This window comes from Microbulbifer sp. ABH2_005 (assembly GCF_056160005.1).
In genome coordinates this window covers 67,904-83,265 of record NZ_JBSWWI010000003.1, presented here as the reverse complement: position 1 = coordinate 83,265, position 15,362 = coordinate 67,904, and the positions used below count along the sequence as shown (strand labels likewise).

The 15,362-nt window shown below is 40.8% G+C and carries 18 protein-coding genes and 1 pseudogene; 15 read left to right on the top strand and 4 right to left on the bottom strand.

Annotated elements, in window-relative coordinates:
• Positions 1–129: 129 nt before the first annotated feature.
• On the top strand, positions 130–1,878 hold the full coding sequence (locus tag ACXAFI_RS19275) for an ATP-dependent nuclease (RefSeq protein ID WP_475110076.1): 1,749 nt from the start codon (positions 130–132) through the stop codon (positions 1,876–1,878).
• A gap of 138 nt (positions 1,879–2,016) precedes the next feature.
• On the top strand, positions 2,017–2,502 hold the full coding sequence (locus ACXAFI_RS19270; RefSeq protein WP_475110075.1) for a hypothetical protein: 486 nt from the start codon (positions 2,017–2,019) through the stop codon (positions 2,500–2,502).
• Positions 2,503–2,603: 101 nt separating this feature from the next.
• Here the strand turns inward: ACXAFI_RS19270 and csrA are convergent, their stop codons facing one another.
• Together csrA and ACXAFI_RS19260 are read right to left on the bottom strand one after the other, a co-directional pair.
• Positions 2,604–2,792, bottom strand: a complete 189-nt coding sequence (gene csrA, locus ACXAFI_RS19265; RefSeq protein ID WP_475110074.1) for a carbon storage regulator CsrA — start codon at positions 2,790–2,792, stop codon at positions 2,604–2,606.
• A gap of 9 nt (positions 2,793–2,801) precedes the next feature.
• Positions 2,802–3,029, bottom strand: coding sequence for a hypothetical protein (locus ACXAFI_RS19260; RefSeq protein ID WP_475110073.1), 228 nt, complete (start codon positions 3,027–3,029; stop codon positions 2,802–2,804).
• 604 nt (positions 3,030–3,633) lie between these two features.
• Here ACXAFI_RS19260 and ACXAFI_RS19255 point away from each other — a divergent pair.
• The 13 genes and pseudogenes from ACXAFI_RS19255 to ACXAFI_RS19195 all read left to right on the top strand — a co-directional run bounded on the left by ACXAFI_RS19255 (position 3,634) and on the right by ACXAFI_RS19195 (position 13,742).
• Positions 3,634–4,200, top strand: coding sequence for a hypothetical protein (locus tag ACXAFI_RS19255; protein WP_475110072.1), 567 nt, complete (start codon positions 3,634–3,636; stop codon positions 4,198–4,200).
• Between the two features lie 33 nt (positions 4,201–4,233).
• Entirely contained in the window at positions 4,234–5,088 is an 855-nt protein-coding gene (locus ACXAFI_RS19250) for a DUF1444 family protein (protein WP_475110071.1), read from the top strand.
• Between the two features lie 305 nt (positions 5,089–5,393).
• Positions 5,394–5,885 (top strand): DUF4240 domain-containing protein, encoded by a 492-nt coding sequence (locus ACXAFI_RS19245; protein ID WP_475110070.1) that lies wholly within the window; start codon positions 5,394–5,396, stop codon positions 5,883–5,885.
• 129 nt (positions 5,886–6,014) lie between these two features.
• Positions 6,015–6,095 (top strand): annotated as a pseudogene (locus ACXAFI_RS19240) (SF0329 family protein); the annotation flags it as partial.
• Positions 6,096–6,152: 57 nt separating this feature from the next.
• A complete protein-coding gene (locus tag ACXAFI_RS19235) occupies positions 6,153–6,665 on the top strand; it encodes a hypothetical protein (RefSeq protein WP_475110069.1) in 513 nt (170 codons plus the stop codon).
• Between the two features lie 525 nt (positions 6,666–7,190).
• On the top strand, positions 7,191–7,568 hold the full coding sequence (locus ACXAFI_RS19230; RefSeq protein ID WP_475110068.1) for a hypothetical protein: 378 nt from the start codon (positions 7,191–7,193) through the stop codon (positions 7,566–7,568).
• A gap of 303 nt (positions 7,569–7,871) precedes the next feature.
• Positions 7,872–8,189 carry a hypothetical protein gene (locus tag ACXAFI_RS19225; RefSeq protein WP_475110067.1) on the top strand — a complete coding sequence of 106 codons (318 nt, stop codon included), beginning with the start codon at positions 7,872–7,874 and terminating at the stop codon, positions 8,187–8,189.
• Positions 8,190–8,616: 427 nt separating this feature from the next.
• Positions 8,617–9,015 (top strand): nuclear transport factor 2 family protein, encoded by a 399-nt coding sequence (locus tag ACXAFI_RS19220; RefSeq protein ID WP_475110066.1) that lies wholly within the window; start codon positions 8,617–8,619, stop codon positions 9,013–9,015.
• An 822-nt stretch (positions 9,016–9,837) separates the two neighbouring features.
• Positions 9,838–10,101: a hypothetical protein gene (locus tag ACXAFI_RS19215; RefSeq protein WP_475110065.1), complete on the top strand. Its 264-nt coding sequence runs from the start codon at positions 9,838–9,840 to the stop codon at positions 10,099–10,101.
• Between the two features lie 110 nt (positions 10,102–10,211).
• The gene (locus ACXAFI_RS19210; protein WP_475110064.1) at positions 10,212–10,838 is read left to right on the top strand and encodes a class I SAM-dependent methyltransferase; all 627 of its coding nucleotides are present in this window, start codon (positions 10,212–10,214) and stop codon (positions 10,836–10,838) included.
• Between the two features lie 75 nt (positions 10,839–10,913).
• A complete protein-coding gene (locus ACXAFI_RS19205) occupies positions 10,914–11,303 on the top strand; it encodes a VOC family protein (protein ID WP_444920666.1) in 390 nt (129 codons plus the stop codon).
• A gap of 898 nt (positions 11,304–12,201) precedes the next feature.
• Positions 12,202–12,678, top strand: a complete 477-nt coding sequence (locus tag ACXAFI_RS19200; RefSeq protein WP_475110063.1) for a hypothetical protein — start codon at positions 12,202–12,204, stop codon at positions 12,676–12,678.
• Between the two features lie 791 nt (positions 12,679–13,469).
• Positions 13,470–13,742 (top strand): hypothetical protein, encoded by a 273-nt coding sequence (locus tag ACXAFI_RS19195; protein ID WP_475110062.1) that lies wholly within the window; start codon positions 13,470–13,472, stop codon positions 13,740–13,742.
• Positions 13,743–13,790: 48 nt separating this feature from the next.
• Here ACXAFI_RS19195 and ACXAFI_RS19190 read toward each other — a convergent pair whose 3' ends face one another.
• Together ACXAFI_RS19190 and narI are read right to left on the bottom strand one after the other, a co-directional pair.
• Positions 13,791–14,615 carry a peptidylprolyl isomerase gene (locus ACXAFI_RS19190; RefSeq protein ID WP_475110061.1) on the bottom strand — a complete coding sequence of 275 codons (825 nt, stop codon included), beginning with the start codon at positions 14,613–14,615 and terminating at the stop codon, positions 13,791–13,793.
• Positions 14,616–14,670: 55 nt separating this feature from the next.
• A complete protein-coding gene (narI, locus tag ACXAFI_RS19185) occupies positions 14,671–15,360 on the bottom strand; it encodes a respiratory nitrate reductase subunit gamma (protein ID WP_444899341.1) in 690 nt (229 codons plus the stop codon).
• Positions 15,361–15,362 lie beyond the last annotated feature (2 nt).

The window sequence follows — 15,362 nt, the reverse complement described above, 5'->3', positions numbered from 1 at the left end:
TACTAGCTAATATGCTGGTTAGTATTTTTTACCCTTGAGAAATATCGAAAAATGATATGATATCCCTCCTCTATATACGCAACCATTAAAAAGATATAAATTTCAGGAATCGTACAATAAGGAAGTGAAATGAAGCTCGTATCATTGAAAATAGATAATTTCAGAGCTATCAACGGCTCTGGAAACATAATCGACTTTAAAGATAACAATATTATCTTTCTTTTTGGGAAAAACAATATTGGCAAATCTAGTGTTCTTCATGCATACAAATATTTTAATGCACCAAAGCAGACTGCACTTATAACAGATTTCTATAACCAAGATACCAATAAAGAAATCATAATTGAGGCTCAATTTTTAAAAGAAGAAAGTGATATAGAGAATTTTTCAGGAAAGGGTTTGGACAAGTGGGTTGACGAGAACGGGTTAGTTAAGTTTAGAAAAGTATGGAATGAAGTCGATAAAGCATCAATTAAAAAGACTTTTGATCCTCAAGAGGGAGATTTTGTAGATGGTGGATTTGGTGGACTAGAACCTATTCTTACAAACGCACTCCCTAATATTATTTACATCGAAGCAATGCCTAGCATAAAGTCATTAACCGATTGGCTAGAAAAAGAAATAAAGAGCAAGCTCCTAAAAAAATTGAAGACCAACCATGGGGAAGAATATAAAACTGCCCTAAATGCGATTCAATCTCTTCAAGAAAAAGTAGAGAAGGAAGGCTACCTTGGCGAAATTAGTCAAAAAGCTAACCGCTATTTCAGTGAAACGTTTCCAGATCTGCAATTAAACATTCAATCTACACCATACAAAGAGGCTGACCTAAGTAAATCTTTTGAAAAAGACTTTAGTGTGACTATTGGTGATAAGAGGGATGAGGAGGAGCTTGTAGAAGCCTTGGAAGCTGTTGAGGAATTGGTGGGAGAAGAGGTCATATCAGTCCCTGATCGCAAGTTTGATCTTCATGGTCATGGATTAATACGACAAGCAATAATAAATATATTAGCTCTATTTAAAGATACAAAAGATAATGGAAGACATATTATTCTTTTTGAGGAGCCTGAGTTATATCTTCATCCAAGCAACAAGCGCAAATTTAGAAATACGCTTTATCAAATTGCCGAACAGGATGATTACCAAATAATCTGTGTTTCTCATGATCCACAATTAATAGATATGAGTAGAGAGCATACATCTCTTGCCAGGTTTGTTAAGGGAAAAGATGGAAAAACAAGTATCTATCAAGCTGGAGATAATGTTTTCTCTAAAGATGAAGAGACGAAAGATAGAGTTTTAATGCTAAATCGATTTAACCCACATATTTGTGAAACATTCTTTTCTGACGAAGTTATTCTCGTAGAAGGGGATACCGAGGCGATAGTATTAAGAGGCTTAATCGAGGATCACTATTCAAACAGTGATCTATTCGTATTAAATACTGGAACTAAAAACAATATACCTTTCTTTATCGAGGTTTTAAGTCATTTTAAAATTCGTCAACATGTTATTCACGATTCTGATGAGCGTCATCTTTATAGCGATGGCGAAGTAAGGTTAAAGAACGATGGTGAGCCTAAAGTAAATAGTGCATGGACTCTAAATAAAAATATATGGGATGCGATCACCTCTGCTCAACATGCTGGAGTTGAAATCAGAAGATACGTATCAATCAGAAACTTTGAACATTCTCATGATTATAAACACGACGCAGATAAAGGTAAGCCACTTTCAGCATTTGAGTATGCACAAACATTGGACATTAATGACGATAGTAAGAGTATTATTAACTTTTTGAAACAAGTTGCCGGTGATAAGCCTTATGATATCGAATATACACAGGAGTACTTAGAAGAGGTTGTCGAAGAACCATACTAATAGTGCTAAGAGATACTTTCAATCGGATAAGAAAGACTAATGCTATATTTCCTTGTCGTTGAAGAAATTGATAGGTATCTAAATTTTAGTATGATTTATAAGTCCAACCTAATTAGGATGTCATACAGCTAGGCAAACATGATGAAAGTAGCAGTTTCTATATTAATTATATTATTTTTAGGGGGGGGCTACCTTGTTTGGCTAGATGATCAACATTGGAGAGACATAATACCTATAGAATTCGATCTAGGTAGCACACTCCATAGTAACAGTGATTTACAAGGTATAAGAGAAGCTTGTGGTGTCCATATATATGAGCTGAAAGAAACAACTTTAGATAAAATCAAAGTGGAGGGTCTTGAATTTCTCAATACCGCCAAACAAGCACGAGGGCATAGCAGATTTTATTATAGCTATGGAGAATGGATGCATACTCCAAGAAAGGATTGGACAAGACCTGAAAACTGGGTCTATGAACTAATGTGCGCAAAGATGCCTGCTAAGCTACAAGAGATCATTATTGATACTGCAACAACACCAGGCTCTTTCTACTCTCACGGACAAGAGAAAGTTCTTATGGTAATACCTGATCACAAAATCTTAGTTTTAACGCACAATGGTTAAACTATAATCATAAAAAAATTTTTGCAAGCGGACAAATTACTCCGTTTTCGGCTCCGTAATTTGCCGCTCTTTCGAACGTTCCCTAATCGTGAAAAATTTTTTCACCGATCTTCGTTTCCCAGAATAGACCCTTTCTGTAAGCGAATATATATTTCCTCACGGTGCACAGGCAGGGATCTGGGAGCACGTATCCCAATCTTCACCTGATTACCCTTAACTTCCAAAACTGTTATCGACACATTGGTTCCAATCCATAAGTTTTCACCGGTCCGGCGCTTTAAAATCAACATAGTTATTTCCTACTGATACTCAAACCATGGGTAGACCTTCTCTGATGGAAGGCTGAGAAAGTAACGTTGTGAGGAAATACGGGGTGGTGCGCGGGAACGGTAGGCATAGAAGAAGAAAAGGCAGGCAATACGCTCCCAGAGCTTGGGGAATCGATCCAAGCCGCTGGATGTTCTCCACTTTATTGAAGACGAGCGGGTTTCTAGCGTATGATCCATATAGCCATTTTGATAGGTCATTTATCAATTTGGTTAGCTGGCCCCTGGTGTTGCTGCACCTTGGGTCAGCGCCTTTTACTGTCTCTTACGTCACGCTACCCTTCTCCTTTAAGAAGATGGTTCTTTAGAAAACTCTTAGATGTCTTGATTCTCTCGAATCCCTTTGGTCCTTGGTCATCAACCTCCAAAAAACCACTTAATTCCGGCCAAAATACCAATAAATATCAATCGATTTTACGCAGCTTTGACACTAAAACAAACTGAATAAAATCCAACAAGATCATTTTAGTGCCTATATTTTTGTTCATTTATGCTGACGACAATCCAAGCTGATCATAAAAATAGCAAATTAAATTGGTACTCTTTACAGATTCTCTAGTTGAAGATAAAAAAATAATAGACCGATCATTATCGATACACATTCAGCAATGACAGTAATCCTTTCACCCAATGCATAAAGACTGCCTTAGGTACGACAGTACTTATTTACAATATGTTTACCCAAAATATGCTGGGTGATAGGTTTTCTGGTTAGGGCAAACCTGATTGTTGAGATATATATAAAATCGGTATAATGCAGCATTCTTTTAAATATATTGCAGGCTTCACAAGAGGTATCAAATATATGAATAAAATCATTGCAATACTGGCATCCATCACTATTACATCATGCGCTAGCAATTCTGATGTTACAAACTTTCAAAGTAAAGGAAACCTAGAAGCACCTAAGCCAGCTGCCTGTGTAGATATTAATTCGCTCCAGGCCAGTCAAAGACCTGCTGATATATTTTCTGGTATGAAGAAATGCCTAAACTCTGGAAATTATTCAGATGCAGCAAAAATGTATTACGCTGCCATGACTTATGGAATTTATGATACCAAAAGAGTTATTGACCAAACAGCACATCAAAGTATCATTGTTCTTCGCATGAATACCTTAAGCGGCCTTTCGGAGGAACAGCTTTCTCGTCTCCAATCAGAAATAAATACAATCTTGGAAAGTAATGAGCAAGTATGTGAAGCTTTGCGAACACGGGGGCTACCGACATACCATCCAACATATATGATCCAGCATGGTATTGGTGCTTTTACAGGTAATCAAGCCAATAACGGCCTAATTGAAAACTTTGATAGTCAATCAGCCTGGTCTGAGGCTATTGATAAAACAGTTAAGTGTAAACAAAGCCAATAAATACATGGCATATATTCTATTTATAGGTAAAGAATGAAAAAAATAGCATTCCTATTGATAATACTTTTCTGCCAATTAAGTTTTGCTGACGAATTGTTAAGTGAAGATGAGTTTGTTGAACGATATATCAAGGCTGTTCAAAAAAAGGTTGTGGGTATTAAAGCTGAGAAAAAAGGTCAGCTAGAGGTCCACTTCGAAAACAATGAGGGTGAAGAGCAGGTTTCTTTTTTAAATAACGCCTATATTTCTTATACAGATAGCCCTGAAGCACTTGAAGATATTATTAAACAATATACTGGAAGTTTAGAGGAGCTGTTCCAACCAAAAGAAATTAACTTTGGCAAGACACAAATATTCCCAGTCATCAAAAATAGAGATTATATTACTCAAGTAGAAGCAATGTTTAGAAAAAAAGGTAGCGATGCTCCTTTTCCCTTTTACTTTGAACAGTTAAATGAAGAGCTTTATGTCCTCTATGTATTTGATACTGAAACCTCTATGAGATATATCTCTCAAAAAGATATAGATAAACTACAGATTAAAGATGAAGAGTTACGCACCCTAGCTAAGGAAAACTTACGGAACTCCATTGAATTACAAATACAGGGCAATCCTGCCTCTTTATCGATGTTACTAGCAGGTGGAAATTATGAAGCCTCACTCATACTTTATGACAGCCTATGGAATAAAGAACAGTTTCCCGTAAAGGGAGATATTGTTGTTTATATTCCATCTAGAGATTTGGTAATAGTAACTGGATCAGAAGATGCTGAAGGCCTAAAGCAAGTAAGAAACATAGTTTATGATCCTGAGAACGAGTGGCCTCATATAGTTTCAGAGAAAGGTTTTGTTCGCAAGGGTGATACTTGGGAAGTATTGAGCCTTTAACAAGCTGATGCAGTGGAATTAAATTAGCTTTCATCTTTTATTGCTTGGAAAAGATGAAAGCTAGTTTTTCCACCAGGAAAAGATGATATCTATATATGAATAATACATGGAAGTCTGCCAAAGAGGCATGGATAAAAAATGATATTGAAGGCCAACTTTGGCTACTTGAAAACCGCAAGAAGCGCTCTGGGGAATGATCAAAATCATTTCTTTAAAATGGCAGCAGCGTTGGCTGAACCTTCGTTTCACAGCCTTGCTGTTCCGTTTCGGACCTTATTTACGATCTTAAAAGTAAAGGGGTGATCGTGGAAGACTCAAGATTTTGGGATCTGGTAGAAAGCGTAACAAAGCGAGTATCCGATATTGAGGAAGTTTTTGATAGATTAGTTGAGGCTGTAAGCAAGCTCACTCCTAATGAAATTATTGCATTCAAGCAAAAGCAGTGCGAACTAAATGACCTCACATACCGTTGGGATATTTGGGCTGTGGCATATATCTTAAATGGTGGCTGTTCCGATGATGGTTTTACTTACTTCAGAGCTGGCTTGATACTTGGAGGACGCGAGAAGTTTGAAGCAGCACTAACAAATCCTGAATCTCTGGCCGATTGGCTACCTGAAGACTTCGAAGCTGAGGACTTCATGTATATAGCTAATGATGCCTACGAGAAGGTCACAGGAGAAGAGTTTCCTTATGATCGCCTTACTTCTGAAGGCAGAGAGGATCCCGTTGGCGAAGCGTGGGATGAGGACGATTTACCCAAGCTATACCCGGCTTTGTGCGATAAGTATTTTTGATAGAAATACTTAATACTGAAAGATTTTTTCCACCCCTTGGGTATGTTGTTGCCATTTTGTTGGCACGAAGCTATCAATAAAAAGCAGCCGTTAAATGATGGATTTATGTGTAATTAGGAAAATCTTTCCATAAAATGGAGCAAGCTTAAATCTCTAGTTGAAGAAAAATTTTCTCCATCTTTAGATGGCCGTATTTCAATTTACACCACCAGATAAGGTAATTATACATTTTAATCAAGCTTATTTTGACTACACTGTGAGCATCAAATGGAAAAGCGCAAGAAATTACTTTGGTTCAGCCTTCTTACTGTCTCTCTAATTGGAATCGGATTCATGCTTGGTATGTTTGGTAGTGCCCTAAAGCCTCCAGCAAATGCTGGTGAACTATCTCCTAGTATTGATATAGCTGACCTGGAGCCGGGTGAAATACTTACTCAGGATGTACATTATGAGGAGGAGTGGGACGTAAGATATATAGTTTATAAAAATTATGAGTCGGACATTATAGTTTTCAGCGTTCCTCTCAGAGATGGTATGGTAGATATGCCAGATTTAAAGTGGTGGAGGTGGGGCCAAGAATGTAGAAACTTTGGTCCAACTATGAAAAACGGTAAGGTAGTCCCAAATAGCCATTTTAAATGCCATGACCAAGAATCCAATGGGTGGTTCGCTAAAGAAAATGTCTGGGATCTTGAGGGGAACAACCTAGGTAAATATACAGAAGATATGAAAAGAGTAAGATTTTCAATAAAGGGTTTTGACCTAATACTACATAGGTAGCATTAGAAAATAAATAAACCTATACCCCTTCTGTCATAGAGCTTTTTAATGTCTGACTCGCTTCATTATGCGAGAAGTAAAATTAAAAACTAATATGGGAAGAACAAATTATTTAGTATGTAGACTTAGTATCGCGATGCTATGTGGGTTCATCTCATATTTGCTGGTAGCGACCTTTTCAGCCCTTATTGCTCCAGAATTAGCAAATTTTTATGGAACACTAGGTCTGTATTTCCTTTATACAGCCGTTGCTCAGTTAGTAGGGGTGTTATTTGTGATATTTAGAAGCAAGCGAGTACTGAATATCGCAAACCTAGTATTAACCTTGATGTGCTTTATACCTGTAATAATTTACTTTATAAAAATAGCTCCAGATGGCCTAAACCCATAAAATTGGTACGATCGAACATCTTCTGCTGAGCAAATGTCGCTCTGCTGCTACAGAACTTACTGTAAGTTTTGAGTATTCCATTGGGAAGGCAAAGGTACTATTATCCAAATAGATCCTGTTAACGGTTGTGAGTAATGAGAGCAAAGTTACAAGAATTAGTAAATGATAAACCCATAGAGCAAAGCCCTCATTATCTTCTGAGCCAAGAATTAGAGTTCGAATTTTTAAAGTCTAATTTGTCATTTGCGATGGCATTTATAGGCGGTATTGTTACTCTCAAAACTGCTCTTGGTATTGATACACCTATTTCTGAAGGGTTCACCTACTCTTTGACCGCCGCCGTCTTCTCAGCGCTACATGCCTTTCAAGCACAGCAAGAATTAATTAATGACCTACGTAATGGTCGAACACCTAGTAAAATAAAACGCCTGTTTAGACGTTACCCCGGACCTGTCCTCCTTGGGTTAGCTTTCGGATATGCCTTTATCTATTTCGAAAACTCACTGCACTAACTGTACAAACTTAATGAATTTCTAAAGCACTCCGTTTTAACCGAGTAATTAAGATAGGGGGCATGGAGAATCTGACTTAATCTTTGATCCCCATAGGCTGAGGTACAAAGAATATTACGGGTTAAGATGTTAGTGGTGTCCAGAACTGTAGGGCTACGAAGCTGAAGACTTTATACATATAGCCAATGATGCCTAAGAGAAGCTCACAGGAGAAGAGTTCCCTTATGACCGCTTTATCTCATGGCAAGCATTATGTTCGCACAAAACAATCAAAAAAATTAGCCACTTGGTAATTTAGTTATCATGCGAAGAAAAATGGATAAAAAGTTACTCGGCTTACTCCCTGGTATAGGTATCTATGTCTATATCCTGGCAACTCAAGAAACTTTAACAGCCTCCAGCGTATTTGGATGGTTGGCTTACTCTATAGCCATTGGCTCTATGATATTCTTTGTCATGTTCGCCCCCTATGGTAAGCAGAGCTCGTTCACAGTCTTTGGCCGAGAGCAACGTTATAGGACTCCAGTACCCATTATCCCGATGAAAGTAGCACTCAGTATCCTTGGGGCTATAGTAGCCTCTTTAACAATCAGTTTCGTTCTCTACCATGCCAGCCAATAGCCACTTAATAAGGCTTATAAGCGAGATAATTCATTGCATGGCCCACCCCTTCACCACACGCTATACACTTTGACTGAGTTCTTGCATAAGTTTGCATGCTTCGATTGCCAGGTTGCCTTTTAGCGCCAGCGATTGAGGATACATCATCGGGCTCAGCACATCAGTCTGATTCAAACATCATCCATAAGTGTCCAAATTGCGGTCCTCTTTACTGCCACCTGGATACCAAAGGTTTGAGCTGACCCACTTGTGCATAACAGAGCTTTGGCCCAAAGCGCTATAATCAAACTCGCGGGATAGGCTCCGCCTAGTTTGTAATATTTTTTGCGAGCTGCATGACAGCTCGGTCAACCTTAGCGTTAGACAGTGGTAGATGTCTGTCCATGCATTCGACCACAATCGGACGCGAACGGAGAAGAATCGAAAAATGAATAGTGAACAGGCCGAAGCGTTTCTGGATGAGATGGCCAAAGCGGTTTGTGATCCAAACGCTGATTCTAAGGTCACCGACCGCTACTTTACCGAAGACTTCGTGCAGGTTATCGACGACACAACGATTGGGCGATCGCAACTCGATTCGCGTATCAATTTGTTCCGTATGGAGTACTCGGCCGTCAGATTCGATTACCTTTCCGTAATTGGCGAGGGCGATCGGATAGCTGATGTGCATCTGGTGCGCGCGAAGGCGAAAGATGGCCAACCGCTCACAATCAAGGTAATCAGCCTGTATACGCTAAGAGACGGCCGGATCTCGCGCGCCGAATCCCTTAGCCGCCTTATCGAAGGGACTGCGGAAGACCTGCAATTACTCGTGCGTGGTGAATGAGGCGATCGTACGGCATGGACCTTGGTTTCACTGGAGGCGATAACGCAAACCGCCTCTGGGTATCGTTTTGGCGAAGTCCTCCAACTTCCTCTCGAATTGCTTAATCAGCTTAAGAGTCGCCCAGAGATTCATGGTCATCGAAGGCAGCACCCAAGTGCAGACCGGGGTGCCGCTGTGTTCAAACATTTTTTATCCCCGCGATGGTAGTTAGCGGGTTGGGCCTACTTATGAGTCAGCGGCCATGCTGACAGCATCATATCAGCAGGTTACACAGATCTCCCCTGATAAGGGTGTGACTTTCACCACACAATTTAATCATTTACTCTACCCATTAGATCACATGGCTTCAGTGCCCTTGACCACCTCGCCTCTAGGCTAAGCATTAAGTGATGTTTCTATTCGGTAATTTGTAGTTTTGCCAGCGGCCCCCTCCCCCTAAGATCTCACCATGTTGCAGTTGCCATTCGCTAGTAGTTAGCATTTAATGGAATGCCATTAAATGATGATCTTCCTACAGGGGAGTTTCACCCTATTAGTTCACGCCTATGCTGGGCGTACCAAGTGCATGCAATCCGATCCGCGGTTGCTGTCACCTTTTTTGCCAAAGCTTTGAAAAAAGGCGCCAGTAGCCTCCGGCAATTGAGGCAAGCATATCTTTCATCGTAATTGGCACTAATTATTATGCTCTTTCAGGGATCGTGTAAATGTAAGCATTGGCGGGTTAAAGTTCGGTTAGCTGGACCACTCGAAGATTTGAATCCGCGCATTTGCGATTGTAATTATTGCCAAGCCAACCCGTCACGTATTATTAGTGATCCGAATATGTCAGTGGATTTCATTGGTGATGAGATTTCAACTAAACAAAATGGTGATCAACTTGCTAATTTCTACCATTGCAAAGCTTGTAATGAACTACTAGCCGTAGGCTGCAATATAAATGGTCGGCTTCGCGGAGCAGTAAATTCCAATTTATTACAAGATGTGAATCAACTTGGCAACCCTATTCAAATTCAGCCAAGACTGTTGAGTGCCGCTGAAAAGCTTGAACGTTGGGATAAGTTGTGGGGTGTTCTTAATGGGTTTTGAAACTTAAAATGTTAAGGCTTTCGGACGCTTCGGTCCGAAGCATGAGGCTTTATGAGTCAGGGAGAAAAAAACAGCGCCGATAACGCCTTGGCATTTATACAGGAACTGATATGACTAGGTCTGATAAGTTCTGGGATAGAAAAGCAAAGGAGTATGCTAGGAGCCCTATTTCTGACGAGGCAAGTTATCAGAAGAAGCTCTCAGATACCCAGAGATTCTTTACGCCTGATATGAATATTTTGGAGTTTGGTTGCGGAACAGGGACCACAGCGATTTGCCACGCTCCACATGTGCAACATATTGAAGCGGTAGATATATCTGAAAATATGCTTGAGATTGGCCGAACGAAGGCCAGGGAAGCCTGCATCGATAATATTAGATTTACCAGAGGTACATTAACCGAATTCAATGCTGAGTCGGCGAGTTTTGATGCAGTATTGGGTTTAAATGTTATTCACTTACTACCAGATAGAAGAGATGTTTTGGCAGAAACTGCTAGAATCCTCAAGCCTGGTGGTGTTTTCGTGAGTAGTACCGTTTGTATGGGTAATTCCTATATACGGTTTATTAAGCTCTTAGCACCTCTAGGAAAACTTATGGGCTTAATGCCCGATGTCTTCATCCTAACAAAAGTAAAATTAGAGAAAGAAATTCAAGACGCTGGTTTTACCATAGAAATTATATGGCAGCATGGAATGCATGATATGGTAGTTTTCATTATTGCGCGTAAAATATGAATGATCTTTCTAAAACTTCGTTATGTTTCCGGAAATACAAACCATACCTAGATACTTAACAGTGAGGATACTCTAATGAATACAAATGCAGTTTGTTGGTTTGAAATTTATGTGAATGATATGGTTCGTGCAAAGTCCTTTTATGAATCTGTTCTCAAGCAGGAGTTAACTCGACTAGACAATCCTGACGAAGTAAAAGACTTTCCTCAACCCGAGATGTGGGCATTTCCAATGAAACAAGAACCGGGTGCAAGTGGAGCAATTTGTAAAATGGAGGGTGTTGAAGCTGGAGGTAATAGCACTCTAGCGTATTTTGATAGCGAAGATTGTTCTGTTGAACTGGCCAGAGTCGAGCCAGCAGGTGGGAAGGTAGTAGTGCCTAAAATGTCTATTGGAGAGCATGGTTTTATCGCAATAGCGCAAGATACCGAAGGAAATAATATCGGTTTTCATTCAATGAAATAGCTAGCTCTCACCAGCAAACATTAATTCACATAACTGGTTACTTAAATATCGCACATTGCCTTCATCAAGGCACTAAATTGTGCTCAAAATTAAGCCGGCTTACCCTATTCATGAAATCAGCAACCATCCGCATAGCGGGTGGTTGCTGATTAACAATTGCTAATGACGTTTTTGTTTTATGAAATTTCTTGTAGTTTTTTTATACTGATTAGCCTGAATACACCAGCCTGTATAATTGCCCCTGAAACAGTTTCTCTTTATAATACCCAGAAATTTATTAAACATTCAAAGTCTGCATTTAAAGGTAAACTTTTATCTTTAATGTATGTTCCAGCACATCTCAGATTGTTAAGTTTGAAGTGATAGAAATGTATAAAGGGGAAAAAAAGAATTTTATTTCAATAGTACATAACTATAATACCAGTTGCACATCACCAATACTGAATAACCAAGTTGGGAAAAATTACTTTGTCTTTATTACAGAGGGTTCTGGTGAAAAAGACGTTTTATATGCTCTTATTTCTTCAAAAAACTTTGACTTCATTGAACATATTTTCGTTTCAAAACCTACAACTTAATAAAGCTCTTGCTCGAAGCACGGCAATGATTGCGCAGAAATGGTCTTAGACACCAATAGGTTATTCAATTATCTAAATATATTTCAGAATGGACTGTTTTCCCTCAACGATTAGGTCCAGAGTCTTCCGGTACAACAATTATATTTACAAGCTATTCATAATAGGTACTGCCACAACAGATGGAATTAGAGAAGATACTATCATCAAACTCTATCTTCTATATAAAAGGAACTTTATAGTTTTATTTCCAGAATATATTTTAAGGTGTTATGATTCGTTATTCTTTAGAATACGCTGTTAGACTTTGAAAGGGAGCGATTTTGGGTATTTCTACTAGTTTCCATCTTATAATATTGAACGAAGACAAAAAAGAAACAGTTGTTTCAACAACTAACCCATGCGACGGTGTAGCTCGCATGCTATATACTGGAAACCCTAATTATCGAACCGGTTTTAATATTTTCAGTAAGATTTCAGACGAAGAAGCTAATTTAATTAGACCTACCTACACTAAAGATAGTGAAAGTGTTTTAGAAGAATATGAACTTTTTAAACCAAATATAGTTGAACCTTGGCAGCTTCGCTCTGTATTAGTAAAGTTACGTGGTGAATTGATACGTTTCTTAAAAGAGGAAATTATAAATTCAGAAGGTTTTGATGAATCAAAATGGTCCCAAGATAACAAAACGATCCGTGAAACAACTTGGGAACTAGTTTCTATATCGGAAATAATAGGCGCCCTCTCTATGGCGGAGGAGCAAAAGAGCAAAGTATATCTTGGGTTATGTGATTCTTAAGATATAAAAATATTTTCCAAACTCAGGCGTAAAAAATACTTACAATTATTTGCTGTCAATTGTAGCCAAGCTTTTACGCCAGTTAGCTTAGGTGCTTTAATGTAAATAAAATTTTTGTTGTTTTTTTATAGAATCGATATATTAATAGTTCCAGAAATTCATTCTGAGGTTGATTCACGTAGGAATTCATATAAATATACGTAAATATATTTCCTTAATCTCTTAACGGGATCAGCTTCTTATGCGGCCACGTATTCAATCCATTCTTTTCCCCTTCTTGGTAAGTTTCAGCTTTAGCTAGTTTCCATTTATACTGTGGTTGAAACACTACCTTCAATACTTGATTTTAAGTACTCAAGAACTTCAAGATCAACCTATTTATCTCCTACTGATGCTCAAAAATTAGATTGGTCTTTGGCAACAGATTATCTCCTCATAAAAAAGCCACCCCTAGCTCTTATTGAATCAGTATCTTACGTTCTTTCGGGGTATTTTATCTCGTCGTTGGAGTAATTCTTGTATGTGAAAAAACTATCGGTAACCGCATTCTTCTTCTGAAGATATCTGTATTTATCATGCTAGGTATTCAGTTACTGTTTCTTGCTCTCAGCGTAGTATTGGGAGGCAAAAATATTATATAGCCATCCATAGGGCTAACTCTCTATTGAGGCTCACTGTATATATAGTTACACCCTTTACACTCTGAAAAGAAGCGGCAGTATCGCTCCCCCTAACCGATGCTGGTTGCCATCGGCTTTAACAGATGCGGAGTAGATGTAGGGGCTGAATTTTTGAGAGTATTTAAACGTAACAGCGCTATTTATATTCAACGTCTAGTACGGGATAAAGAAGTAAAAAACTCAACCCTCCTCCTGCACCTCGCTATTAATATGATAAATCTCTGGCACTTACCCATGATCGTCTATCCGCATACCCAGGTATCGAATCAGGCCATTGCGAATATCGCAGATCCAGCCGTGCAAGTTGAAACGCTGACTGCGGTCTCAGCCCTGCTGCATTATTTTTGTCATGGTCAGGTTTTGCACCTGCGCCAGGACATTTAATTTATCCAGTCGCGATTGCGTGCGAACAGTTGGCGAATCTCTACCACCTCAGTGGGCCTCCCCCGATAAATCCAGGCCTGATATTTGCGCGGCCTGAACCATTTTTTGCAGATAGTCGCTAGTCATCTGGCGGCGGCGTTTTTCAGTTAGGTATTCCTCGATTCGCTCCGAAACATATTCGAATTCCAGCGGGCGGCCCGGTTCGCAGTGTTCCACATAAATCAGGTGTACTCCGTAAGGGGTCTCCACAGGATCCGCTACCAAGCCGGTGCCCTGCTCGAACACTGCGCGCTCGAAGGAGGCGACGGTATCACCGCGCCCCACCTGGCCGAGGCTGCCACCGGCTTCGGCGGAGGAACAGGCGGAGTGGGATTGAGCTAACTGGGCGAAGGTCTGTAGCGGATTAGCATCGTTGCGGATCTGCTTGAGCATTTCCTCGGCAGCGGCGCGCGCTTTCGCACAGGCTTCAGAGTCATCCGGTGCGGCTGGGATCAGGATATGGCGCACTTCGGCAAGGGGATCGGAGCGGAATTTATGTGGGTGGGCTTCGAAATAAGCGCGGCACTCGTCTTCACTGGCCGGGGGCACTTGCAACTCACCTTTCAAAAGATCTGAAACGGCGTGATCGAAGGCCTCACTGTGCAGGTCTTCGTCGGCGGCACAAAGCCCCTGCCCTGCGGCCTTTTCCCGTAACAGCCAACCGATAACCAATGCCCGTGCGGCGCGGTAAATTGCTTGGCGCGGGGAGTTGGCGGTCTGGTATTGCATCTCCTGGTAAATCAGGTCTGCGGGAATTTCACTGCCGTTCACGGCCACAGCTTCAGCCAGTTCGAATTCGTGCCCGGCGGCGTCGGAAGCTAGTAATGCACTCATGACTCTTCTCCACACAAGGCCCACACTTGGCGGGCCTGGTTAACGATTGCTGGGATTAGCGCGCGGCTTTGGCGCGCACTACCTGGTAATTGCGGCGGAAGTACTGCACTGGAACACTCCATACGTGCACCAGGCGGCTGAAGGGGAACAGCAGGAACAGGGTCATACCGAGGAAAATATGCAGCTTGTAGATGATATTTACGTCGGCGATAGCCGCTGCGGCTGCGGAGCCATCGAGGGTGACAATGGACTGGGCCCAGGTCATCAGCTTGAGCATTTCGGCACCGTCCATATGGCCGGCGGAAACCAGGATACTGATCAGGCCAAGGATTAACTGGGCGTAAAGCATCAACAGTATGGTCAGGTCCATTTTGGAAGTGGTGGCGCGCACTCGCGGATTGGTGAGGCGGCGCTTAATCAAAATGGTGAGGCCGATAAAGCAGATTACCCCGAAGAAACCACCGATCCCCATTGCCATCATCTGCTTGGTGGAGGCTTCAATGCCGAGCAGGTGCCACACCGCTTTGGGCGTAAGCAGGCCGACAAAATGGCCCGCGAGAATGGCAATCACCCCAATATGGAACAGGTAACTGCCGATGCGCAATTGCTTGTGCTCCAACAACTGGCTGGAGCCGGTGCGCCAGGTATATTGATCGCGGTCATAGCGGATCAGGCTCCCCACCAGAAACACCGTGAGGGCAACAAAGGGATAGATGGCAAAGAGCAGCGTATTCAGATAGTTCATCT